Below are 23,909 nucleotides of genomic sequence, written 5' to 3'. Positions count from 1 at the left end.
CCAAAAATAAAGCAGTTCCCACAGAATTATTCTCTGTGACAACTGCCCTATCTCCTTGCCCATCAATCAACTTAGACAAAATGATGGCCACATGACGAACAAAACTTGGTGTCTGCCGCAACGACTTTCCCACATGTGCATTCTTTTTCATTTCGAACTTCGGCAATCTTCTGCTCAAGCTCACTAATCTCTTGATTGATTTGAGCGATACCTTGGCAGTACTCCGAAACATTGGCTTCCACCTGTGTGTAATCTCCAGAGAGATAAGATGTGTAAACCGATTCGCCGATAATTTTGTAAATTTTATCAATTTCTCTTTCTTTTAATGAAACTTGCGTCTTGAATTTCGTTATTTCTACGGTTTGTTGAGCTTTTTTAGCCGCTTCCGATGCCCCTTGCTTGACTTTATCAAAAAAAGACATTAGCCTTCCACTCCCCAGCCTTTAGTTATTCGGTTCATAACGAATCATATGCGAAAATGTCGGAAAGTAATACCGTGTGACAGGCTAATCTTGCAATCCCTTACCTTCGAGAATGTGTTGCTCATATTTTTCAATTCTGGAAACCCGGGTTTTCGATTGTTTTGGTTCAGAAAAATGAAGTAAGTAGGCTCTTTGCCGTCCAGGTGTCAACGCCTCAAAAGCCGTTTTCAAAGCAGGCATTTCATCAAATTTATGTACTAATTCTTCAGGTACTTTGTACGCTGTACTTTTCTTGAAATTCACTTCGATACCGGCTTTTTCAACTTCAAGGGCTTCATAAATATAGGCTTTCAGAATCGATGCCATTGCTGCAATTTCACGAACATTCGTGAACCGCATCTGGCGCCCCGCCTGTACATTCTCCGTTTGTTGGATGAGAACACCATTTGCATCCTGCAACAACGACCCTTTGAAAAACAGAACCGCACAATATTCTTTAAATCCGTGTACCAATACGATGTTTTTATTCTGAAACGTGTAACAAGGACAACCCCACTTCACTTCTTCGTTTAGTTGACACTCTTGAATAATTCTTCTTAATTCCCCGAATTCATCCTTCCACCTTTTGGCTTTACCATAAAATTCATCGACCGAAATACTCATTCTACTACTTACCATGAAAGAGCACCTTTCTTGTTCACAATTTTAATAAACTTTTATATTAATCAGGTCATTACTTTCGTCATCTTATGTTCAATTGTACTACTTTTTTTAAAATTTTACAGACTGTCCTAACGCATGCGTCGGAGAGATAGACGATTTTTTCGACTATCTCCTCGTTCTCCGCTCTTTCACGCGCTCTGCCTGCTTAATTCAAATCTTTTGCCTTATGCGGTTTACTATAATGACTTACCCCACCAGAGCCGACAAGTACTTTTCCGCCTTTATTAAAAATAATCAGTTTTCTTAAGCCAGTGGTTAATAAAACGAGAATCTTTGCGTTATTCGTAGTAGCTGTGTAAACAACATAACCACTCCTCGTCACGCTTGTCTTCCAATTGTTATCGAATTCCGACCTTGCAACACGATTTGAATACACCTGATTTTCTAATCTCGCAGCTTGTGTTTTTTTCATCCTACTTTCTCTCCTTCACTTTTCTAGTATCCCTACTATTCTATTCAGTTATGAAAATTTGGTATGGATACCAATAAACAAACAGAAAAAACCGTTCAAGTTTACTTAACCTTGAACGGCTCTGTCCCAGCAATACTCTTCCCCTCACGGAACTCAGACGGGGTCCGATTCGTGATCGTTTTGAACACACGATTGAAATGTCTAATATTCGTAAATCCAGTAGAATCCGAGATGACTTGAATCTTTTCATCGGAATAAAGTAAAAGTGACTTCGCCTTCTCAATCCGTTTCTCCGTTAGGAAGTCTATGAAGGATTGGCCTTGTTTGCTTTTGAACAAAGAACTGAGATAGGACGGACTGAGATAAACGATCTCAGCCATCGTATTTAACGTAATAGATTCCGCATAGTGCTCCTCAACGTAACGAACCACAATTTCGACAGGGCTGGTTACCATCTTCTTCTGACGGTTCCCGATACAGACGGTTAGATCACCAAGAAGCTTCTGACACCGCTCGATCAATTCTTTACTGGACGAATACGAGTAAATATCCACCAAAACTTGCTTCACATCCGTGTTCTGCAGCCATTGTTTCACAACGGCCAAATTCACCGCCAACTCGTAGAAATGCAGCAGCATTTTGCAAATTTGTTGATGAATGATCTCAGGATCCTTCCACTGCTGACAAAGTTTTGTTACATAAAGACTGGCTTGCTGCTGCACATTTGCCAAGTCGCCCTCCTGGACGAACTGATTCAAGGAATGCCAATCTGCAGCGTGCCAATCGAGCTTTTCCATTTTCATCTCGGCAACAATCTCGTTGGAAAGCAACCGATCTCCGCCAATCACTAATCGATAAAGTAGCGCTAATCCAGCCTCTTTATAGGATTTGGAAATCGATTCCAAGTCTTTCGCCGGACTACCTAACCCGAAGGTAAGGGTAAAATTGGATTGCACCCGAATTTCCTTCCGAATCCGATTCGTCAGCTTTTCCATATCTGCATGGATAGAAGAAACATTCTCATGGTTAATTAAAGCAACAATTTCCGTCTCGTGATGAATGAACACATAACCTTTGAAGTTCTCATCAAGACTCTCCTGTATAAATTGCTGAATATAGATCGAAAACAAAGATGGATTCAACTGATAATAACGCTCATCCGTTACCGAATCCCGATCCAGCTTGGCTATTAGGCAACTGATATTGGCATGCGGAAGCTGAATGCCCACATTATCTAGCAGCTCTGCCTCTCCATGATGAACATTTCCCGTGATAAGACTCGCCAACACATGTTGGCGCATTTGATTCTGAACTTGTTGATCCATGCCACTCGATTTATTCGGTCTTTTTTCCGTTAACCATTCTTCCTGCAGCTTTGTAAGCAACGCATAGAGTTCTTCCCGTTGAAAAGGTTTCATTAGGTAATCCTTAGCACCCAATCGCAACGATTCACGTGCATATTGAAAATCGTTATAACCGCTCATCACCACACAAGAAATATGCGGATAACGCTCTTTTACAATATATTGGAGCTGAATCCCGTCGATCCTTGGCATTTTGATATCCGTAATGATCAAGTCAGGCTGCAGCTCTTCAATCTTATCTAAAGCATCTGCTCCATCCGTTGCTTCATCGATGACGTTCCACTCACTTTGCATGTCCGTAATCATCAAACGTATCCCTTTGCGGAAAATCGTTTCATCGTCCACGATCAAAATACTAGGCATCCATAATCCTCCCTTCGTGATGACTTTCGATCAGCGGTAAAGTTAATGTAATCGTCGTTCCTTGCTTCAAATTGCTCTCGATTGTTACGCCATACTGATTCCCATAACGCAAGGCAATTCTACGATGTACGTTCATTAAACCTGTACCGCCCGTGCCCTCTTCGGTTGTCGTCATTTGGAACTTCCGATCAAGTAAGCTCTGTAAATGCGCAGCGCTCATGCCAGCGCCGTCATCTTGGATTTGGATCAACATATGGTTATCTTGCTTCTTCCCGATCAGACTAATCGTACCATAGCCATTTCCTTTATCAATGCCATGTACAATAGCGTTCTCCACGATTGGCTGTAAAATAAAACGAATAACCGAATAGCTCAGCAACTCTGGTTCTATGCGAACATGAAACTTAATTTTATCCTCAAATCGAATTTGTTGAATGGCCATATAGCCCGTCACATGCTCGATTTCCATATGGAGAGGAACTTGGCTCTGATGACTATTAATACTATAGCGTAAAAGCTTACTAAGATGATTTGTCATTTTCACAACTTCTTTATTGCCTTGAATTTCAGCATACATGCTAATAGAACCTAATGTGTTATATAAAAAATGAGGATTGATTTGGCTCTGAAGTGCCGATATTTGGGCATTTTTCTCCCTAATCTCCGACTCATATAGGCGATAACCCAGATCACTGAGCTTGGAAACCATGATATTGAAAGATTGACTTAACTGACCAATTTCATCACGACTATGAATCGGAATCGATACGGCTAAATCACCTACAACAACTTTCTTCATAAGATTCCGTAAATCACTGATCGGATTCGTGATCCGAAGGGCAAATAATGTGAATATGATGATCGCTAGCAGCAAACATACGGCACCAATCCCAATAATATAATTTCTCACATAAACCGTATCTTGTAACAATACCGCAAGTGGCACCATCTCGATCATCGTCCAACCCGTCAAAGGTGACGTATAGTAGGAAACTAGCTCTGAATCGTTATCTTGTTTATAGACGACAGTCCCCATGCCTTTGAATTGCTTGATTTGATCCGCATCGGGCCCGCTAATCATGCTTTTATAAATCATCGAACCTTCATTATCCACAATCATGATATTTTTCTTATCATTGGAGATCGCTTCAATTTTGTTGCGAATGATATTTTTGTCTACATCAAGAACAAGATACGCAAGAACAGCGCCTGTATCTACACTTCGAATTTTTCTGGCAAAAGAGTACACTTGATTCGTAATGCCCATGCCATTTTTACTAAATGTTCCGAGATAAACCATTTTCCCCGTCTGTGAAACCTTGTTGTACCAGACTTCATTCTTCACTTCACGTGGTAAGTAATTGGCTTGTTCTTCTGACATCGCGGTATACGTATTCCCGCCTCTTGTACGAAAAAGCGTCAGCCCAGAAATGTCCACACGTCCATTGGCAAAAACTCGTTTTGCAAAATCTTCAATCGTTACACGATCGTTAAACGAGAGATTAGCACTCGTCTGCTCACCAACCTCCAAATATTTCATGATTTGTGGAGATTGATAAGGTAATAAGGTCAACAAATTAAGCTCATTTAAGTACGTATCGATATTGGCAGTCAGTTCTTTCACCACGTCCATCTGATATTTCCCAGTATTTTTCTGAATGGATTCCGAATAACTCGTAAACGTTAGATAACTGGCAATCCCCAGTGGTACCGCTATAAAAACAGCACTCAACGCAATCAACTTCATCGCGATTGGCAGATCTTTGAGTAACTGCAGCTTATTTTGCAATCGTAATTTGCTGGATTTGAAGATTCGTGTTAATGATCTTTTGCGCATTTTGCAGCACCTCTTGTGGCGTGATTTGGCCCGCCATCATCTTCTCAAACTCACGCACAATCTCATCGTTAATCGTTCCCTGCCGCGGTTGATTCGGGAAATATTTCACATCATCGGCTGCACTTGCATAGTCCGGACGGTATTTCAGTTTCTGAAACTCTTCGGAAGCGACTGCATTCTTCACAGCCGGTATATGCCCGGCCTTTGCCCAGCTAGCCCCATGAGCAGCTACCCAATTCGCGAATTTAAGCGCAGCGAGTTGCTTTTGTTTATCAGGCTTTTCATGATACGGCAGCGAAAAGGTATGAGAATCTCCCCACGCTGCAGGATGATCGTAGATTTGTGGAATTTTGGTCACTCCGAAATGTAAATCTGCTGCTTGCTCGAACGTTCCTGTTCCCCATACACCTGAAATTAACGTCGCTGCCGTGCCTTTCGCAAAGCTTTGAATCTGATCATTAATATTCGGCAAAATGAGCTTCTTCGTATATAACGAATTGACGAATTCCAAGGATTTTAGAGCTGATGGATTGTCAATCGCGGCCGCTTTTCCATCTTCAGTGTAGAATCGGCCGCCATCCTGGTTCATTTGATTATAGAAGGAGTACCAGATCCAGAATGAATCGATTCGTACATTCGGTTCAGCAAGCGGCGTCACATTCGACGGCACACTAGCACGGATTTTCTCCAGAAATTCTAAGAACCCCGCTTCACCGTTCGCCATAATCGGTTTTTCTTTCTCGTCCAATAAGCCTGCGAGCCTCAGCCAATCCTTATTGTAGTACATGACTTCCAAGTGGGTATCCAGCGGGATACCCAGGTGCTTATTGTCAGCTAAGGTACTTTGTAGAATCGTCTGGTTAAAATCATCCCAATGGACGCCAGCTTCAATTGCTAGCGCATTCAAATCTGTCAAGAATCCAGCAGGTGCGTACTGCGAATACTTGGCCGAGTGAACAATTGCGATATCCGGTGCCTCTTCTGTCACAATGGCCGTGGACAATTTCGTATAATAATCACCTGAATTATTGTTAATTTGCTCTATTTTCACATGATCTTTATTCTCATTATTGTATTGCTGAATGAGCTCCGCCATAAATTGCCCATCCCCACCGCTAAACGGCGTCCAAAAGGTAATCCTTAACTTACTCGCCGTAGGCTCATCGAGCGTGGGGGCAGACTGCACATTGCATCCTACCGTGCACGCACTCACAATGAGAAGAAAACAAATTGCTTTCGTCGCTTTCCAACCTGGTCGTTGCCTTCCGCTCACATGAATCCCCTCCGTGCCTTCAACTCTGCCTTCATTATACAAACTTAAGCTGAGGCAAGCCAATGACCTATTTCCGTTAGTCATGGACATATTTTTGGATTTCTAGACAAAAAGAAGCTGAAATGCCCGGAAAGGGGATTTCAGCTTCTTTTCTGCAGGGTTCTCGACCGCGTGATATACATGTGGCGACAATGGCCCTTCGAGTTCTGTAAGTCGATAAAATCGACTTCCGCGGGATTTCTCGCTCGCGCGGGGACGATAACGCCCCGCACCTATTCTACTCCCCGCCAGGCACCGGAATCGGCACGCCCTCCGCAATCGGCGTACCGAAATTCGGCGTACCATCCTTATTCCACTGGAAAGGCTGCATACGCACGTTGCGATTCCAGCCGGAGCCTTGTGTTTTCGCAGCGTGGTACACGATCCAGTCCTCTTTGCCATCTACTGATTTCGCAAATGAATTATGGCCGGGTCCAAAGACTTGATCCGTCTTGGAAAAAACAGCCTTCTCCCCCTTCTTCCAAGAAGCTGGATTTAGCACATCTTTGCTCATGTCTGTACTTAGTATGCCAAGACAATAATCATCGGTCCAGCTGCCGCTAGCCGAATAAATCACATGAATGCGATCCTCATGCAGCAATACCTGCGGTCCCTCATTGATCGTTGGATTGCCAACCAGCTCCCAATCATACGTTGGACGTGAGATCTCAACTGGCTTCCCACTAATCGTATACGGATTGCTCATCGGCGCAATGTAGAGATGCTGGCTTACATTAACAGCGCCTTCCCATCCCGACCAAATGAAATAGAGCGATCCATCCTTTTTTTGCAGCGTAGTCCCGTCAATTGCCCATCGGCCAGCTGTGTCCATCATCCCTTTATCAACGTAAGCACCTAACGGATCGTCCGATTCGGATTCTAACGCGAACATACGATGATTCTCATTCTGACCGTCATCGGCGGCATAGTAGATGTACCATTTTCCAGCAATAAAATGTAATTCAGGCGCCCATATATTGGACGTATTCGGTCCGGAAACTGGCGGGAACCAGACGTCTTTATACTCCGCTTCTGCTAACCCCGTCAGCGTCTTCGACTTCCATACGCGAATGGAATTTCCGGTTGTATGTGTGTAATAGTAGGTACCATCTTTGGTCGTGACCCAAGGATCTGCCCCATTATCGATAATCGGATTGGTAAATGTTTTCGCAGCTTTCGCCTGAGAAACAACGTTTTCAGTTTCTTTCACTTTGTTCTCTGCAACTCCCTTCGTACACCCTGCTAGGATTATCAAACTCAAACATACTATGCTTAATTTCCGCATGGGAAAGCATCACCTCTACCTATTCGCATCTCATATCTGCCCCTATTGCTTGACCCCTGTTGCCGTAATCGATTGAATGAACTGTCTTTGACCAATGAGGAAAATAATCAATGTCGGTATCGTAGATAACGTCGCAAGTGCCATTAATTTGCCATAGGATTGCACGAAACTACCGGTCGCCATAACCGCCACACCAGCCGTTAACGTACGCATTTCGAGATCCGTCACAGTAAAGAAAGGCCATACATAGTCATTGAATACACCCATAAAGGTGAAAATCGCTAACGTTGTTACAATAGAGATGGATGATGGCATCAATACCGACGTAAATACCTGCCATTTATTGGCCCCATCAATCCGTGCTGCTTCTATAATCTCATTCGGAAATGATTGAAAAAATTGAATTAACATAAACACACCTAGCGCCCCACCTGAGTATGGCAAAATAAGCACATAATACGTATTAATCAGATTAAAATTACTGAAATTCAAATATTGAGGAAGAAAGGAAATAATGCCCGGCACCATCATCGATCCAACGAATATGGCGAATAGCGTTCTTTTAAAAGGAATATCTAACTTCGCTAACGCGTAGGCAGCCATCGCATCCAATATAATGACTAGGAATGTTGCAGCAAAACCTACGAAAAAAGAGTTAAACATCCATCGAAAAATCGGAACCTCAACAGCACCACCAACAAAAATAGTATGGAAATTATCCCAAGTAAACTCTTGTGGAAATAAATGGAATACAGGTGACATGACCTCTACATCCGTCTTGAACGAATTGGAAAACATCCATAATATCGGTAAAATGAAAATAATCCCAAGTATGGAAGCAAGCATCACATAAAAGATTTTCAGTGATTTCAACGTCCTCTACTCCTTCCTGCTCGTGACTTTGAATTGAATAACAGACACAATCATGATTGTTAAACCCATAAGAATCGCCATTGCGGAAGCGGAACCGATTTCTCTAGCCGTGTAGGCCGTTTGCAAAATCCCCATCAACAGCACCTTCGTTTCATCCCCTGCATTACTCATCAGATTCGGCTGGGCAAAGATGTTGTACGAGGCGATCGTCGACGTAATCAATACAAAAATCAAGACTGGTCTGATAAATGGAAGTGTTATGCTCTTCAGTCTGTTCCAACCGTTGGCACCATCAATTTTGGCTGCTTCATAGAGATCCTCGGGTACACCATTCAGGGCATTCACGAAGATGATCATATTGAAGCCAATCGTCCACCATAGTGTTGCGATTACTAGTGCAAACCACACGAAAGGCGTATCCAACAGCCAAGGAACTGGATCGAACTCACGAATGCCAACTTTGGCAAGGAGTAGATTGATGAATCCGCCTGTGACGTCGAACATCCGCTTCCAAATAACCGCCATGACCGTTGCGGATACAGCATAAGGGATGAAATAGATCGATCGGAAGAAAGATCGTAATTTCGCTGGAAGTGCATTTAATAATAAGGCAAATCCGAGTCCAACTATGACTAAAAAAGGAACTGAAAACACGACGAATTTCAAGGTAGCTTTCATTCCGATGAAAAATAAGTCGTTCTCTTGGGTTCCGTTCGTAAATATTTTCCGGTAATTGTCTAAACCCACGTACGGATGCACAGGATCTAGCAGATTGTATTGCTTCAAGCTAATGATGAACCCGTAAATGATGGGGATCAATGTAAAGGCTAAGAAAGCAATAAGGTAAGGTAATATAAATAAGCTTGAAGTCAGCTTCGATTTCCAATGTGATGGGGTAGGCACTTGATTCCCTCCTCTTCTTTAAAAGGGAAGACGGGTACTGGGTACCCGCCTTTCCATGTTGTTTCGCTATGGTTACTTCTTCATGGCTGCAGTCGATTTGGCAGCTGCATCATCGAGCGCAGCTTTTGGATCTTTTTTACCTTGAAGAGCATTAGCAAGCTCGCTCCAGATACTGTCGGAAATTGGACCCCAATTTAACACTTTTGGTGCAAATTTAACATACTCAAATTCCTTCGCTACTTCGGTTTGTTGCTGCGTCATCGCTTGGAAAGCTGCGCTATCACGAACGACTTTGGAAGCTACAGCTTGACCTGACTCAGCCCAATCAATGGAATTCGCATTCACATATTTCAAGAAATCACCAACACCTGCAAGAATGGCTGCATCTGTTGTTCCTTTTGGAATAACGAAGTTGTGAGATCCGCCGAATACAGCTTGTTTAACTGTACCAAGTTGTGGAACCGGAGCTACACCATAGTTAATTTTCGCTTTATCGAAGGCATCCTTCGACCAAGGACCATTAAAGTGCATCGCACTTTTCCCTTGTTGGAACAGGTTGAAATCACCATCGGCTGCAACGGTTGGAGGGGAAACCTTCATCGTTGTTAAGCTTCTCATAAAGGTAACCGCTTCTACACCAGCAGGTGAATTATACGCAATGTTGCCTTTATCGTCTAAGAAATCGCCACCGTTTTGGAACAATACCGTCGGGAACAAGAAGTTCTGAATCCAGAAAGTTGGCATTGCCGCTCCCCAAATTCCTTTGGAAGCATCAGTTAACTTGACAGCTGCATCAACGAACTCTTGACGATTCGTTGGCACCTTCGTAATACCGGCAGCTTTAAACAAATCTTTATTGTAGTACATGACTAGAGGATGAATATCAAGCGGAATGCTGTACCAATTATTGTCCTTCGTCGAGTATTCCACCGTTGCTGGTGGGAAGTTGCTTTTCTCAACACCTACAGCTTTAGCAATGGCATCGAGCGGTTGCAGCTGATCCTTGGCAATGTACGTCGGTGTTTGGTCAAGATGCATGATCGCAACATCCGGTACACCTTTTTTCGTAGCAATGGCTGTATCTAGCAGTTTATAGTAGTCACCATTCGGTTGAATTGTCATTTTTACCGTATATTTATCTTGTGATTTATTATAGTTATCCACGATTTTCTTCATAAAAGGACCATCATTACCCGAGAAAGGGTTCCAGAAGTTAACGGTAACTTTCTCTCCACTTTTTGCTGGCTCAGGCGCTTTCGTTGCCGCTGCTGCTTGTGTTGCTGCTGGGGAAACCGCAGCCGATGATGTTTCTGCTGTTTTCGTAGACGAACATCCTGTCAAAACCAAAGCCATCGACAAACTTGCTGCACCCATCATCTGTAAGCTTTTCATTTTTCTCATAGTCGTTTAACTCCCTTCAATTTTAAACACACAATTTGTACTTGCTTATCCAGCTGAATTTGTGTCAAAATTGTAGTGAGCTGTGAATTTCGGGCAGAAATTCATTCTCACTACCGAGAGCGATTCTAAGGAGTTCCCACGCCAATGGACCTTAGATCGCTCTTTCCTTTGCTTTCCATCCCCGTACCTGTATCTTTAGGTTTCTCCACTTGCCAATTCGGATACTGTGCCCTCCTTCGCTTGCCTAAGTTAACCACAATTTAACTATACGGTTTTCGAGAAAACGTTACCATGACGATATTCATGAACCATTGGACATATTTTCAGGTATACGTATAGACCATAATACGAACAAAAAAAACAGCGACCGACTAGGACTCGAAAATAAAGTTCTAGACTGCTGCCGTTTGATCATACCCGTTTTTTCCTGTTCCGTATTATCGCGCTCCTGCATGCTTTAGTATTTGTTCAATTTCTGTAAAGCCATTTCGCTTCGCATGTTGAAGTGGTGTAACGCCATCCCGATCCGCAATATTTACGTTCGCACCATGGTCGAGGAGCAGTCGAGTAATTTGCTGATGCTTTGGTCCACCTTTACTCAAAATGGTCACTTCAAGTAACGCAGTCCAACCTAGGTTGTTAATGTGGTTGACATCTACATCTGTCGTTGAAAGCAACACACTTACGTTTTCAACATGACCTTTTTCTGCTGCTGGTATGAGGGCATTCCCACCGTAACGGTTAGTCAGTTTCGTGTCGGCACCAGCTTCTATAAGCAGCTTCAATATGTCAAGACGTCCTTCAGCCCCAGCATAAAGAAATGGATTATCCTGCTTATCATCTTGCAAATTGATATCTACTCCAGCTTCAATCAAAATCTTTACGATCTTAGGATTGTTGGCATGCGTTGCCGCCATGATAGCCGTTCTACCTCTGTTGTCTCGCTCATTTAAGTTGACCCCTTGTTCTAGAAGTCGTTCTACTTCTGCTATATCATTCCGCTCAACCGCAGCAATTAACGCTTGACTCATGATACTCACAACCTTTCCATTTCGATTTTGTATGATTATTTATCCACTGTGACATATTGTCTTCGTTATAAAGATTTTGCAAGTCGGAATCCAAGATCATCTATGCAAAATGTTGGATGACTACGTCGACGACAGGTTGCCCCGCAACCCCGTTCCTCTTCAGCCCAGCTGCCACCACGAAAAATGCGATAGGAGCCGTATACTTTTTCATCATACACATCCCAACACCATTCCCAAACATTTCCCAACATATCGTATAACCCCCATGGATTCGGTTCCCTTGTTCCTACTTCATGGACGTTGCCCCCTGAATTACCTGCAAACCAGGCAATCTTATCAATCTCGCCGTACGTATAACCTGCCGTCCCAGCTTTACAGGCATATTGCCATTCAGCTTCAGTAGGCAGTCTATATCCGTTTGATTCCCAATCACAACTAACTTGTTCACCATCAGAACTGACGGAATAACACGGTTTCAGTCCCTCTTTTTGCGAAAGTAAGTTACAGAAGGATATAGCCTCATGCCAAGAAACATTAACAATCGGTCTAAGATCCGCATCACTTGTTGGGGGGAATTGCTCAGTAATTGCATCGTAATGACCTACAGTTACAGCATAGCGAGCAAGAAGGAACGGTCGTATTTCAGCTGTCCATTTGATTTTCCTTCTATCGTCTCTTAATTCGACTTCTCCCGCTGGTATTTCAACCATCTCCAATTTCTACACCTCACTATCATAATAGCGTACTAGAATTAACTATATTTTATCTAAAATTACTGCATGATACCAATCCTATCTCTGATTTATCATGTGGTTATTGCAATCCTTATATTGCACGTGAAATGGCTTCCGTTATAAAATGGCTATTAACTAAGGCTGAATTATGGACTGCGGAAAGAGGAGCGTGTGCATCAATGATTTTCATGAAAAAATATATCAGGAAGCACTGGAAATTGTTTCTAGTGGCTGTTTTTTTCGTCATGCTGGAAGCGCTTGCGGATTTAATGCAACCAACCATCATGTCCCACATTTTGGACGTTGGCGTTGCGGAGAAACGGCTAGATTATGTGCTTCGCATGGGTGGCTTGATGCTCCTTATCACAGCGTTTGGTGCCGTCGCAGCTTCTACTCGGAATATTGTCGCCAGCCATGTTTCACAGAAATTCGGTACAGAGCTTAGAGCGGATTTATTTGAAAAGATACAATCACTTTCTTTCACCAATATCGAGCGATTCGAACGCGCCTCCTTAATTACACGATTAACGAATGATGTGACGCTGGTGCAAAATTTTGTGAATGGTCTCATGCGTATTTTTGTTAAAGCACCTATCTTATGTATTGGAAGTCTAATTATGGCTATAAGGCTGAATATGCATCTGGCTGTTGTATTACTTATCGTGGTTCCACTCGTAGGTGTGCTCGTGGCCTTGAACTTGAAGGTGGGTTTTGCCAGATATGTTAACGTGCAGAAAGCACTGGACAATGTCAACCGCGTGATAAGGGAATATTTGTCCGGTATACGTGTCGTGAAAGCATTTAATCGGTTTGATCATGAAGCCGGGAAGTTTCAGAAAGCCAATATCGATTATCAGGACAAGTCGATTCAGGTCACAAGACTGCTCGCGATCTTTAACCCCTCCATCCTGCTCACTGTCAATTTTGGTATTGTTGCCGTGCTTTGGCTAGGTGCTTGGCGGGTTAATCAGCATCAGATGCAAGTTGGTCATATCGTAGCTTTCGTCAATTACATGACGCAAATTTTGTTTGCCTTGCTGACGATTTCGATGGTATTTAATATGTTCGTTCGGGCCAAAGCCTCAGCTACACGGATCGGTGAAGTTTTCAGTCAGATCAATGAAATGACTTGGAACGATACAGCAGCACTACCTGCTCAGCGTCCTGGAGGCCGAATCGACTTCACGGATGTGTCATTTTCCTATGACGGAGCTGTTGGTGAACCTATTCTGAAACATATTAACTTGACATGCCTCCCGGGCGAAACGGTTGGTATCATCGGCTCCACGGGATCTGGAAAAAGCAGCCTTGTGAGTCTTGTTCCCCGCTTCTATGATCCGAGCTCCGGCTCGATCCGTGTGGATGGTGTGAATATACGCGGGTTGGAACCTTCCAAACTCCGAGATCGCATTGCCATTGTACCTCAGAACACTATTCTATTTAGCGGCACAATTGAAGAGAATTTGCGTTGGGGCCATGAACATGCTACACGCGAAGAAGTTGAGCAAGCCGCGATTATGGCAGATGCGCATGGCTTCGTTACAGCATTCCCTGAAGGCTATGAAACTAGGCTGGGTCAAAAGGGTGTGAACTTATCCGGAGGACAGAAGCAGCGGCTATCCATAGCTCGCGCACTTATTCGTAAACCTGACATTTTGATTCTTGATGATTGTACAAGCGCATTAGATACCGCAACAGAGACGAAAATCAAACAATCGCTCAAAGAATTTGCCTCAGGCGTTACTTGTTTGATTATTGCACAGCGAATTACCTCCGTTATGGATGCGGATAAGATCGTCGTTATGGATGATGGTGAAATCGTGGGCATCGGTACACATGAGATGTTAATGACTAGTTGTCGTATCTATATGGAAATATGTCACTCCCAATTCGGAAAGGAGCTGCCACATCATGTCAAAGCCGAATGATAGTTCGCGACAACAAGCACCCGACGTCCCGATGATCACAGGACCACTGGGTCGCGGTGGACGCGCTCCTGCCGTGAAGCCCAAAAATTTTAAAAATACCTTACGCCGTCTCTGGTCCTATATGGGTACTGAACGAAAGTGGTTGACCATCGTCTTTCTGTTTATCCTGGCAGATGCTGCTCTAACATTAGCTGGCCCCTATCTCATTGGTGTTGCCGTTGATGCCATGGCTGGAGGAGTCGTAGATTATAGCGTTCTCGACGTGGTGATGATTGTTCTGATTGCCACTTACATTGCTGATGGCGGACTTACCTTTATGCAGAGCTGGGTTATGGCTGGACTCGCACAACGTGTGGTACGGAGACTTCGCCAAACCATGTTTGCAAAACTGCAGAAGCTGCCCCTTGCTTATTTCGACGGACGCAGCCATGGTGATGTCATGAGCCGACTGTCGAACGATATCGACAATGTAAGTAACTCAATCTCGCAAGCAACCACACAGTTGATGACAGGCTCTATTGCGATTGTTGGTTCTTTTATCATGATGCTTATTTTAAGCCCAACCTTGACGCTTGCTACGCTCATTACGGTTCCACTTGTGTTCTTGCTGGCCAAAACAATTACCAAACGTACCAGTGTGCTATTCAAAGAGCAACAGGCACAGCTTGGCAAACTGAACGGTCATATTGAAGAAACGATTTCCGGCCTACTTGTGGTTAAAGCATTTAATCGTGAGCAGAAAGCGATCCATGAGTTCAACAACGTAAATGGTCGATTGTATGAGGTTGGATTAAAAGCGCAAATTTGGTCTGGATTTCTGATGCCTATCCTAGGTGTCATTAACAATATCGGCTTCTCTTCCGTTGCTATCGTCGGCGGTATTTTGGCCGTTAAAGGTCATATTACGGTCGGTGTCATTGCTAGCTTCCTAAGCTACTCGCGCCAGTTCGTGAGACCACTAAATGAGATTGCGAACACCTATAATGTGCTGCAATCCGGTGTAGCAGGAGCAGAACGTGCATTTGAAGTTTTGGATGAAGCGGAAGAAGCGGAGGATGAACCAGGAGCCGTTGATCTAGAGAAACCCATTGGTCACGTTACCTTCCAAAACGTTACTTTCGGTTATCGGCCGGATCGACCGATTATTAAAGAGGTCAGCTTCGAGACAACGGCAGGCAGCAGCTTAGCGCTCGTTGGACCCACAGGAGCAGGCAAAACAACAATCGTGAATCTTGTAACTCGCTTCTATGATGCAACAAGCGGTACGATCTTAATTGACGGTCGGGATATCAAATCCTATACCCGGAGCAGTCTTCGCCGCAGTTTTGGCATCGTGCTGCAGGATACGTATTTATTCTCCGGCACGATTAAGGAGAACATCAAGTACGGCAACCCTGAGGCAACAGATGCGGAGGTGATTGCAGCAGCTAAACTGGCAAATGCCGACACCTTCATTAGTCGACTTCCTAAGCGCTATGATACGCCTCTCTCTGAGAATGGCGGAAACTTAAGCCAAGGTCAGCGACAATTGCTTGCGATAGCTCGCGTTATTTTAGCCGACCCTTCTATTCTCATCCTGGATGAGGCAACTAGCAGCATAGATACACGGACAGAGCTTCATATTCAGGAAGCACTTCTCTCCATCATGAAGGGGCGCACGAGCTTCATTATTGCTCACAGACTGAACACGATCCGGAATGCGGATACGATCATGGTTATCGATCAAGGTGAGATCGCCGAACAAGGCAATCACAACGCATTAATGAGCCACAAAGGAACGTATTCTCGGATGTTTTCTAATCAATTCGCTCCATCTAGCCCTACTTCAGAATAATTAGCACGAAGAGGCTGTCTCGAAAGAGACAGCCTTTTGATTAAAGAGAACTAGGATACGCTATTTGCGGATTAATGTGCGAAATGGGCTGCTTCCAAAACTCAGCACTCCCCGTTTCATATAAGGTTTTTCCATTTTTATTCGATGCCTGAATCGTAATCGGACTCTTCAAACTACTCTCGGCTAAGTAATACCATATGGCATTCTCACCCTTTTTAATTATATGTGCTGGCTGACTACCTTCACTTATTACAAGTATCTGAGTGATCTCCGGGTTTTCAACAACCCCATACAACAGATGAATGTCGGATTCTTGACTTTCTGATCCTTGCCAGCTTAATTCTCGACCAACAAACATTGAACTTCTATTGATATACGCCCCCCATGAGTATCCATAAAGTTTCTTCTTAAGTAAGACTACACATAGCTCTGACTTATTCGTCGTATAAAAAGCTAAAGTTCGCTTCCTATCCGCATGAATATGTAGAAGTTCTTTGAAATCGGAATCTTTAGCCGTAATGACATGCTCAATTTGATCGTACAAAGATTTATTTTGTTCGAATAACCATTTTATTGGAAAAAAGGTAATGAGAAGAATTATCACAATGATTGAAATCATTGCTTTATTCCGATTCATTCAATCTCCGAACCATCAAATCCTCATCATAATACTGACCATTATATTTCAGTGCGTTACGCTCCACACCATAAACCTTAAACCCAAGGGAATCGTACAGTTTCTTCGCTGCTTCATTATGTGACATAACAGCTAAGTTGATTTGCTCAACGCCTTCGCATTCACTAGCTCTCCGAATAAGCTCAATCAGCAGCTTTTTCCCCAAACCTTGACCACGTTGGTTCGAAGCAACATACATCGCATAAATATTGCCTTTATGTGATGTCTTCAGACTGCTCTCTCTTACAAAAGAGACGGATCCAACAAGCGATCCCTGTTCATCCAATGCCCCAAGTACAAACTTACCGCTGGTTGGCTTAATACGATCAGCAACCATTTCCATAGTAAAATGGACTTCTCGCTCATACGTGGAGCCAAATGCTTCTGGACTGTTTTGCAGTGCACTTAATCTCAATTCTTGATATATCTTCGCATCATGTTCATCCAGAACTCGAATAGGCAACGACTTCTCCTCCATTTCCTAATATTTGGTGATGTTATTCAGTAAAATGCCAGAGAACCCCCGCGGGGTCGATCAGATGAATAGCACGTTTTCCATAAGGTTGCATCTTAGGCGGATTCGCTCGCACTTGATATTTACTAACGATCTCCGTACTTTGGATATGAGTCCACCATGCGTCAATATCCTGAACACACAATTCCAACATGTAATTTTCTTGTAATTCTACGTTATGATAGTTCTGCAAATGAAATTCCGTTTCGTCAATTTTGAAAATGGCACCCTGTGGATTTGAAAATATTTTTTCAAAGCCGAGGTCCGTATAAAACTGCACAGCAAGAGGGAAATCCTTTCCTGACGGAACAAATGGACGTATTTTTTGAGCACGCATGTAGGTAACTCCTTTTAACTGAATTTATAGGCATTCAGATCATAACTACACATCACATTCGATGTCCAAGCCATCAGTTCCTCCTGCATGACACATCCAACCCCCGAAAAGTCCTGTTACAAAGAACTTCGTTATATGGGTAAAGCCTGATTTTCGCAATAATCCTTCGATCTGCTTTTCAGGCAAGAAGGATATTTTCATAATACCTGTATTCACCATTTCGTTGACTACGGCTGGCGGTTTCCCAGCATCCAACCAAAAACTCCTCCAAACATTCAACCTGTCCTTTAGTTCAGGAGCATCGCGATCCCCATACGCACTTACAAGCACAAATGGAGCTCCTGGTTTCATATGTGCATGAATGCTTCTGAGCAGCTCCAGCTTCTCCTGCACATTGTCAATGAAATGCAGAACCAATATGCAGCTTGCCGCATCAAAGGCCTCGTCTGCGATTGGCAAATCGTTGATCGTTCCATGGATGAGATTTACGCGATGGGACATGCCCACTTGGTTCGTTTTGTGTTGGGCAATTTTAAGCATTTCTTCTGAAATGTCCACGCCTGTGAAGGTCCATTCAGGGTTAGCTGGTCCCCATGTGGATAGTTCTTTCCCCCCTCCTGCTCCGATGACTAGCACCGAAGCGTCTTCATCGCTTATTTCTGCACGGAAATAGGATTGAACCATCCCGAATAACGCGTCATACGTAGGTATTGAGATACGAGCGTTTGTTTCATATGTCTGAGCCATTTCCGTATTATAGGTAAATTTATCATTCATTTGGGCAATCTCCATTCTTTCATTTCCAATCTTACTGCAAACTCGTCTTTTGCCAATTCGCCATGAGCAGTTCACCATTTATGGACATACCAGCTATCGCGCCTAAGGAGGCAGCCATAATGGCTTGATACATCTCAGATGCCGCATCTCCAGCACTATATATGCCTGGAACATTCGTTTTACCGAATTGATCTACCACAACCGTTCCCGCTTCCGTCATCTCACAGCCTATTGTTTGCGGCAGATCTGATCCAATCACTAATTTCGGGCCAAAGAAAATCCCCGTACACGGGAGTCGGGTTCCGTCCTCTAGTTCCACATGTTGAACGTAGCCCTCATTGGATACAATGGAGCGTATAGGCGAATCATATATCGGTACGTTATGTTGCTTAAGTTCTTCTTTTTCAGCATCTGACAACTCATCAGGTCCGTTCGTGCATATCGTGAATCGGCTCGTCCAACCAGAAATCATCTTCGCAAGATGAAGCGCCTTGGCTCCATTCACAATGAGCACCAGTGGCTGATCTCTTAATTCCCAACCATCACAATACGGGCATACAAAAGCGCTCTTACCATATACCTCGGCTAAACCGTTAATATCCAATGGTATGTCTTTTTTACCTATTGCAAAAAGAACCTTCTTACCTTCATAATGCTCTCCCTGAGCTGTCGTGATTTGAAAATCGCCATCACTTCCTGTTATCGACACTGCCGCATCAGACACATGATTCACAGTTGGATAAACACGAATCTGTTCCAAAGCAATCCGCCGAAACTCACTTGGCTTTATACCGTCTCGTGACAGAAAACCATGCGTTTCTTGCGTAACCCGATTACGAGGTCGCCCCTCATCAATCAGAAGTACATTCTTTCTTGCTCTTCCTAAAACTAAAGCTGCGTTAAGACCTGCAGGTCCTCCACCGATAATTAAACAATCATAAATCATGTTCATCTTCCTTTCGATTATGAATAATTAGAGACTTAATAGACTCCTAATATCTACAATAGACTTAAAAAAATGACGGAACTTATTCCGCCTTATGCATGCCCACCAAATCTGCGATTTTCTTACTTGCCAGATACTGTTCCAACTGTTGTTCCGCATCCATCACAACCTGCTGTATCTGACAGCCGTTTCCATGATTAAAGCTGCATTCGAACAAAGAAGCGGTACCTTCAATTGCCCGAATAATATCGAGAAAGGAGATGTCCTGCTGATTACGCTTGATGCGATACCCACCGTTAGCTCCGGAAGAAGAATGGATTAGGCCCGCTTTGACAAGCTTCGTCATTAACTTAGATAAATAAGTCTGTGAAACAGTTAGCTTCTCAGAAAGCAATTGCACACCAACAGGTTTATCAGGGTCAGAGTTTACCAGATAGAGCATCGCATGAAGGGCATAATCAGTCGCTTGTGAATATTTCATTTCATGCCCCCATTAAAGACTTTATGAGTCTATTATAGCGTTAATCCAAATGAAATTCAAGCAAGGCCATGAATCCAGGTGATATATTTGTTAGTACTCCTTTTACTTTTCTGCAAACTTATTTGTTTTTAACCCAATTGCCGATGTCATTGATGACTTCCGACGGGATGTTACCCTGCTTAAAATACTCCTGAGGCGTGCTCATGGCTCCTTCGCCTTCGGTATAGAAGTGATTGAGTTTTGGGTACAGGCGATAAGTAACGTCTTTCCGATCTTTCAAATTGTTCTTCCAGATATCAAGCTGTTCCGGCATGACTTGATAATCGCGCCCTCCCTGTAGGACGAGCATTTTCCCTGTCTGAGTCTTCGCCTTTTCAGCGGGTTCATAACCGCGTAGGTCCATAAACCAATTTCCGAGTGAATATTCTTTCGGAGGGTTGGCGGTGGACAAATTAGTGTCCTTCAAGATGGCAAACTGCTTTTTATAAAAGTCCAACGATTGGGGAGGCATCTGTTTCAGTTCTACGAGATAAGAAAATTGCTTTTCCAATAAGTCGAAAAAGGAGCCGCCTGGCGCTGACATTAGCACAGTTCCTGCAATTTGCTTATCTATATCCGCTTCTACAAGACGCGGCATCATGAAACCTCCTTGGCTATGTCCAAGTACATAAATCTGTCCAGGATCGATGCCTTCGGTGTTGCTCATTTGTTTGACGGCGGTAAGCGCATCGTCGAGCGCTTCTTCTTTCATCGTCATATTTGGCAAAAGACTGAGCTGCGCCGGATATTCAAGGCTGCGTTTCTCGTAACGTAGAACGGCAATACCTTGTGAAGCAAGACCTACTGCTAAATCGCTGAACGGCTTCAGCGCGCCAAGCCACTCGTCGCGGTCATTCGGCCCCGATCCGTGTACGAGCACAACTACAGGATGTGGACCTTTTCCTGTCGGCAGCGTCAGTGTGCCAGGTAAAGCCCAGCGACCTTCACCGATCATCACTTCCTTTTCGTTATATGTTTCCGAATTCGCATAGCTCGGCAGTTTGTAACCTTCTAGCTTCATTGCTGCGGAAGAATCGAGCAAAAAGTCATCGATCTCTCCTCCATGATTAAATCTGAGGACGAAAGGTATTTCGCTTTTTTCAAAAGTGAGAGTGAGCCTCACATTTTCGTGTACAATGGTTTTGTCGGACGTGAGTTTGGCTACACCTTTATAACTTCCAAGTTGACCTGTTACGTTTCCGAAAAATTGTTTGATACTCTCCGCCGTTGCAACTGACCCCAGATTGGCGCTAAAAAACTGTGTCGAACTGTTTGGCGATGAGCCTAATGCGGAGGCAATAAAAGCTGTCGCTTTGCCTGTGAGATCCGTTTTATCAAAGATGATAGCTTGGGCTTGGTCGTCCCAACCGATTGTGGTACCGAGTGCTTCATTGAGAGCACGAAGCGCAAAAATGGTGTGTTCTTCTACGAGCTGCGTCGCCGACGGCAATGTAAACACCTTACCGTCGATTACAGCTTCATTGCTCCCGATTTTCAAGGATAATGCATGTCCGAGATATTTGATACTTACAGACGAACTGGTTTCGTCCCACAACACTTCTCCACCAAGCGTTTCAACAACTGCACGTAAAGGTACGTTTTGCGCTGAACGGTCAGCAGCAATTTGGACATGTGAAGCCGGAGTAACCACCAGCGTCTTACTGGTCGCAGCACTTGAGACGGTCGGGAGACTGACGGTTAAGGCCAGCATAGCTGAGATCACTTTTAAGGGAATTGTAGCATTCGTTTTCAAAAGTATGTGCCTCCAATATGAGAAATTTTCACAATATTAATAGACGAAGCATTTCGAAAGTATCTTCAAATTTAATATAATTAAATCGGTTTGGATCCATTTGACGTGTAATTTTACACATCAGCAATACATCCCAATGCTCAAACTTTGTTGTTCACCTCTTTATCTTTATATATTTAGAAAATTATCTAATAATTAAAATATATCATTTTTTCAAACATTATTCAAGTTGCAAAATGACTATATATAGGCAACTTTCCTGCCCCTTACTTCACAGCAAAAATTCCCGTAAATAGGTCAATGTCCTCTACGGATTAAACCTCTACAACAAAAAAATAAATGGAACTACCTTTCCTCCAATTTGCGGAAATCCCGTATATGTACACGCCTTTCTCTTTGGGTACCGTCAAAATTTGATTCTTCAGTTGGACAGTTTCAGCTGTCCTGTCGTTATTTTTCCATACCTGTGCACCCATTGAATTTTTCTTAGGTTTACTTCTAAATTTAATCGTTATTTGGGATTCTGGAGAGACCACAACAGGATTAAGACCCGCATATTTAATAAGCTCAGGGGGAGCAACCATATCCGAGCACTTTCCGCCAAATAAACCTGACCAACAATAAGAACCTTGCGCAAAACCAATTTTCTTATTGCCAGCCGTAATAGTCGGTTTAGGTGGTTCGGATCTAAAGAGTTCAGAAATAAAATAAACCCCAAGTAATATTACAGCTGCTGCGAAAAAAATGGTTAATCGTTTCTTCATTAAAATCCCTCCGAACGATCTTCCTTACTTCCCTTTCAACTGCGCTATCGCAAACTTATAAAAGGCCAAAGCATCCTCTCCACTGGAGAACCCCGCTTGGGCTAACTTATCACTGCCGCCGCCTTTGCCGTTGTAGTTTCCTAGATGAGCTTTGAAAAAAGCTCCGCATGCTTGTGCATAGTGGCCGTTGTGTGCAAAAACGACTTTGTTCTCAGAAGTACTCAGCAGCACAATTGGCAAATCTGTCTTTGACGCAACCTTCGTTGCTACACTCTGCATGTCCTTTAATGATTTATCGTCGAATTGGTGTGCAATGACATCCTGACTTTCTAACAACTCCTGCGCCAAGTACTCATCTAGTTTCTCTTTAAGCCCCGCTAACTCAGTTTGAACAAGCTTGTGCTCCTGTTCCCACTTCTCAATGCGATCCATGATTTCATCTTTGCCCGTATTAAATTTGCCAGACAAAGCCCCAAGAATTTTTACATTCTCGTTAAACTCAGCCAACGCACGAAAACCGCAGAGGAAATAAATGCGAGTGTTTCCCTTTTGTTTCTCTGTTTTCAAAATCTTAATCATCCCGATTTCGCCCGTTGACGAAACATGTGTACCTCCGCAAGCGTTATACTCTACGCCTTTGATTTCAACAATCCGAATGTCCTTCGTTACTTTAGGTTGTTTGACAAGCGGCAGTTGCGCTAACTCCTCTGGCGTTACGAAATAGCTGCTGATCGCCCGATTCTCGTAAATCTTACGATTCACCTCGATCTCAATCGTTGCTAACTTACTAGGTTCAAGATCCAGCGTCTCTACATCGATCGTGCAATAATCCGTACCCAAATGAAAACTCACTGTGTTAGCATCAAACAGATCTCGGCATACGGCCGAAAGTAAATGCTGACCACTATGTTGCTGCATATGATCGAATCGCAGTTGCCAGTTTATTTGGCAAGACGCGCTCGTTCCATCTGGCATCCTCGCAAGCTTATGTAGGACTTCATCCTCCTCCAGAAGAACATCCAAGACAGCAATACCGTTGATTTCACCAGCATCACAAGGCTGTCCACCTCCATGCGGATAAAACGCTGTCTCCTCCAGGAGGACATAGAGACCGTCTTCTCTTTCGAACTTCTGGCTGATCGTAGTTTGCCATTCCTGCTGATAGGCAGAAGCGTAGTATAGCTTTTTCGTCATGATGTT

The 23,909-nt window shown here is 43.5% G+C and carries 23 protein-coding genes; 2 read left to right on the top strand and 21 right to left on the bottom strand.

The genetic code is table 11. The annotated features are described in order from the left end of the window. Nucleotides 1-71 precede the first annotated feature (71 nt). The 12 genes from ASL11_RS26235 to ASL11_RS26180 all read right to left on the bottom strand — a co-directional run bounded on the left by ASL11_RS26235 (nucleotide 72) and on the right by ASL11_RS26180 (nucleotide 12,636). Complete coding sequence (locus ASL11_RS26235; protein WP_056621408.1) at nucleotides 72-422, bottom strand: hypothetical protein; 351 nt, start codon at nucleotides 420-422, stop codon at nucleotides 72-74. An 84-nt stretch (nucleotides 423-506) separates the two neighbouring features. Continuing rightward, nucleotides 507-1,100 (bottom strand): YdeI/OmpD-associated family protein, encoded by a 594-nt coding sequence (locus tag ASL11_RS26230; protein WP_056621405.1) that lies wholly within the window; start codon nucleotides 1,098-1,100, stop codon nucleotides 507-509. A 190-nt stretch (nucleotides 1,101-1,290) separates the two neighbouring features. Continuing rightward, the gene (locus ASL11_RS26225) at nucleotides 1,291-1,557 is read right to left on the bottom strand and encodes a hypothetical protein (protein WP_056621403.1); all 267 of its coding nucleotides are present in this window, start codon (nucleotides 1,555-1,557) and stop codon (nucleotides 1,291-1,293) included. 101 nt (nucleotides 1,558-1,658) lie between these two features. Continuing rightward, on the bottom strand, nucleotides 1,659-3,284 hold the full coding sequence (locus ASL11_RS26220) for a response regulator (RefSeq protein WP_056621400.1): 1,626 nt from the start codon (nucleotides 3,282-3,284) through the stop codon (nucleotides 1,659-1,661). Next, nucleotides 3,277-5,121: a cache domain-containing sensor histidine kinase gene (locus tag ASL11_RS26215; RefSeq protein ID WP_056621398.1), complete on the bottom strand. Its 1,845-nt coding sequence runs from the start codon at nucleotides 5,119-5,121 to the stop codon at nucleotides 3,277-3,279. The genes ASL11_RS26220 and ASL11_RS26215 overlap by 8 nt, the downstream gene beginning before the upstream one ends. Continuing rightward, entirely contained in the window at nucleotides 5,063-6,394 is a 1,332-nt protein-coding gene (locus ASL11_RS26210) for an ABC transporter substrate-binding protein (protein ID WP_056621396.1), read from the bottom strand. Before ASL11_RS26210 ends, ASL11_RS26215 begins: the two co-directional genes overlap by 59 nt. Before the next feature lie 277 nt (nucleotides 6,395-6,671). After that, on the bottom strand, nucleotides 6,672-7,643 hold the full coding sequence (locus ASL11_RS26205) for a glycoside hydrolase family 43 protein (RefSeq protein ID WP_056621871.1): 972 nt from the start codon (nucleotides 7,641-7,643) through the stop codon (nucleotides 6,672-6,674). Nucleotides 7,644-7,760: 117 nt separating this feature from the next. Further along, entirely contained in the window at nucleotides 7,761-8,591 is an 831-nt protein-coding gene (locus tag ASL11_RS26200) for a carbohydrate ABC transporter permease (protein ID WP_235550583.1), read from the bottom strand. Between the two features lie 6 nt (nucleotides 8,592-8,597). After that, nucleotides 8,598-9,494 (bottom strand): carbohydrate ABC transporter permease, encoded by an 897-nt coding sequence (locus tag ASL11_RS26195; protein WP_056621393.1) that lies wholly within the window; start codon nucleotides 9,492-9,494, stop codon nucleotides 8,598-8,600. A 72-nt stretch (nucleotides 9,495-9,566) separates the two neighbouring features. After that, entirely contained in the window at nucleotides 9,567-10,895 is a 1,329-nt protein-coding gene (locus ASL11_RS26190) for an ABC transporter substrate-binding protein (RefSeq protein WP_056621390.1), read from the bottom strand. 437 nt (nucleotides 10,896-11,332) lie between these two features. Then, a complete protein-coding gene (locus ASL11_RS26185) occupies nucleotides 11,333-11,926 on the bottom strand; it encodes an ankyrin repeat domain-containing protein (protein ID WP_056621388.1) in 594 nt (197 codons plus the stop codon). 65 nt (nucleotides 11,927-11,991) lie between these two features. Next, nucleotides 11,992-12,636 (bottom strand): formylglycine-generating enzyme family protein, encoded by a 645-nt coding sequence (locus ASL11_RS26180; RefSeq protein ID WP_056621386.1) that lies wholly within the window; start codon nucleotides 12,634-12,636, stop codon nucleotides 11,992-11,994. A 203-nt stretch (nucleotides 12,637-12,839) separates the two neighbouring features. Here ASL11_RS26180 and ASL11_RS26175 point away from each other — a divergent pair, with 203 nt between their 5' ends. Together ASL11_RS26175 and ASL11_RS26170 are read left to right on the top strand one after the other, a co-directional pair. Beyond that, nucleotides 12,840-14,588 carry an ABC transporter ATP-binding protein gene (locus tag ASL11_RS26175; RefSeq protein ID WP_056621383.1) on the top strand — a complete coding sequence of 583 codons (1,749 nt, stop codon included), beginning with the start codon at nucleotides 12,840-12,842 and terminating at the stop codon, nucleotides 14,586-14,588. Beyond that, nucleotides 14,572-16,422, top strand: a complete 1,851-nt coding sequence (locus ASL11_RS26170; protein ID WP_082595831.1) for an ABC transporter ATP-binding protein — start codon at nucleotides 14,572-14,574, stop codon at nucleotides 16,420-16,422. Before ASL11_RS26175 ends, ASL11_RS26170 begins: the two co-directional genes overlap by 17 nt. A 40-nt stretch (nucleotides 16,423-16,462) precedes the next feature. On the opposite strand, the gene ASL11_RS26165 is transcribed toward ASL11_RS26170, so the two are convergent. From ASL11_RS26165 to ASL11_RS26125, 9 genes are all read right to left on the bottom strand, one after another. Beyond that, nucleotides 16,463-17,059, bottom strand: a complete 597-nt coding sequence (locus ASL11_RS26165; RefSeq protein WP_056621381.1) for a hypothetical protein — start codon at nucleotides 17,057-17,059, stop codon at nucleotides 16,463-16,465. Then, nucleotides 17,046-17,561 (bottom strand): GNAT family N-acetyltransferase, encoded by a 516-nt coding sequence (locus tag ASL11_RS26160; protein WP_056621379.1) that lies wholly within the window; start codon nucleotides 17,559-17,561, stop codon nucleotides 17,046-17,048. The genes ASL11_RS26165 and ASL11_RS26160 overlap by 14 nt, the downstream gene beginning before the upstream one ends. A gap of 34 nt (nucleotides 17,562-17,595) precedes the next feature. Then, complete coding sequence (locus ASL11_RS26155; protein ID WP_056621376.1) at nucleotides 17,596-17,949, bottom strand: VOC family protein; 354 nt, start codon at nucleotides 17,947-17,949, stop codon at nucleotides 17,596-17,598. A gap of 45 nt (nucleotides 17,950-17,994) precedes the next feature. Then, nucleotides 17,995-18,726, bottom strand: coding sequence for a class I SAM-dependent methyltransferase (locus ASL11_RS26150; protein ID WP_056621374.1), 732 nt, complete (start codon nucleotides 18,724-18,726; stop codon nucleotides 17,995-17,997). A 31-nt stretch (nucleotides 18,727-18,757) separates the two neighbouring features. Further along, nucleotides 18,758-19,678 carry an NAD(P)/FAD-dependent oxidoreductase gene (locus ASL11_RS26145; protein ID WP_056621372.1) on the bottom strand — a complete coding sequence of 307 codons (921 nt, stop codon included), beginning with the start codon at nucleotides 19,676-19,678 and terminating at the stop codon, nucleotides 18,758-18,760. 76 nt (nucleotides 19,679-19,754) lie between these two features. Further along, entirely contained in the window at nucleotides 19,755-20,153 is a 399-nt protein-coding gene (locus tag ASL11_RS26140; RefSeq protein WP_056621370.1) for an RrF2 family transcriptional regulator, read from the bottom strand. Between the two features lie 118 nt (nucleotides 20,154-20,271). Then, nucleotides 20,272-21,945 (bottom strand): alpha/beta hydrolase family protein, encoded by a 1,674-nt coding sequence (locus ASL11_RS26135; protein ID WP_056621368.1) that lies wholly within the window; start codon nucleotides 21,943-21,945, stop codon nucleotides 20,272-20,274. 314 nt (nucleotides 21,946-22,259) lie between these two features. Then, entirely contained in the window at nucleotides 22,260-22,709 is a 450-nt protein-coding gene (locus ASL11_RS26130) for a hypothetical protein (RefSeq protein ID WP_056621366.1), read from the bottom strand. Between the two features lie 24 nt (nucleotides 22,710-22,733). Further along, nucleotides 22,734-23,903, bottom strand: a complete 1,170-nt coding sequence (locus ASL11_RS26125) for an alanyl-tRNA editing protein (RefSeq protein ID WP_056621364.1) — start codon at nucleotides 23,901-23,903, stop codon at nucleotides 22,734-22,736. Nucleotides 23,904-23,909 lie beyond the last annotated feature (6 nt).

It is taken from the genome of Paenibacillus sp. Soil750 (genome assembly GCF_001428045.1).
GTDB lineage: Bacteria > Bacillota > Bacilli > Paenibacillales > NBRC-103111 > Paenibacillus_E > Paenibacillus_E allorhizoplanae.
This window is presented reverse-complemented; position numbering and strand designations above follow the sequence as displayed.

Coding starts and splice junctions, on each gene's coding strand:
- ASL11_RS26235 (WP_056621408.1), bottom strand. CDS start 422: ATGTCTTTTTTTGATAAAGTCAAGCAAGGGGCATCGGAAGCGGCTAAA.
- ASL11_RS26230 (WP_056621405.1), bottom strand. CDS start 1,100: ATGGTAAGTAGTAGAATGAGTATTTCGGTCGATGAATTTTATGGTAAA.
- ASL11_RS26225 (WP_056621403.1), bottom strand. CDS start 1,557: ATGAAAAAAACACAAGCTGCGAGATTAGAAAATCAGGTGTATTCAAAT.
- ASL11_RS26220 (WP_056621400.1), bottom strand. CDS start 3,284: ATGCCTAGTATTTTGATCGTGGACGATGAAACGATTTTCCGCAAAGGG.
- ASL11_RS26215 (WP_056621398.1), bottom strand. CDS start 5,121: ATGCGCAAAAGATCATTAACACGAATCTTCAAATCCAGCAAATTACGA.
- ASL11_RS26190 (WP_056621390.1), bottom strand. CDS start 10,895: ATGAGAAAAATGAAAAGCTTACAGATGATGGGTGCAGCAAGTTTGTCG.
- ASL11_RS26185 (WP_056621388.1), bottom strand. CDS start 11,926: ATGAGTCAAGCGTTAATTGCTGCGGTTGAGCGGAATGATATAGCAGAA.
- ASL11_RS26180 (WP_056621386.1), bottom strand. CDS start 12,636: ATGGTTGAAATACCAGCGGGAGAAGTCGAATTAAGAGACGATAGAAGG.
- ASL11_RS26175 (WP_056621383.1), top strand. CDS start 12,840: ATGATTTTCATGAAAAAATATATCAGGAAGCACTGGAAATTGTTTCTA.
- ASL11_RS26170 (WP_082595831.1), top strand. CDS start 14,572: ATGTCAAAGCCGAATGATAGTTCGCGACAACAAGCACCCGACGTCCCG.
- ASL11_RS26165 (WP_056621381.1), bottom strand. CDS start 17,059: ATGAATCGGAATAAAGCAATGATTTCAATCATTGTGATAATTCTTCTC.
- ASL11_RS26155 (WP_056621376.1), bottom strand. CDS start 17,949: ATGCGTGCTCAAAAAATACGTCCATTTGTTCCGTCAGGAAAGGATTTC.
- ASL11_RS26150 (WP_056621374.1), bottom strand. CDS start 18,726: ATGAATGATAAATTTACCTATAATACGGAAATGGCTCAGACATATGAA.
- ASL11_RS26145 (WP_056621372.1), bottom strand. CDS start 19,678: ATGAACATGATTTATGATTGTTTAATTATCGGTGGAGGACCTGCAGGT.
- ASL11_RS26140 (WP_056621370.1), bottom strand. CDS start 20,153: ATGAAATATTCACAAGCGACTGATTATGCCCTTCATGCGATGCTCTAT.
- ASL11_RS26130 (WP_056621366.1), bottom strand. CDS start 22,709: ATGAAGAAACGATTAACCATTTTTTTCGCAGCAGCTGTAATATTACTT.
- ASL11_RS26125 (WP_056621364.1), bottom strand. CDS start 23,903: ATGACGAAAAAGCTATACTACGCTTCTGCCTATCAGCAGGAATGGCAA.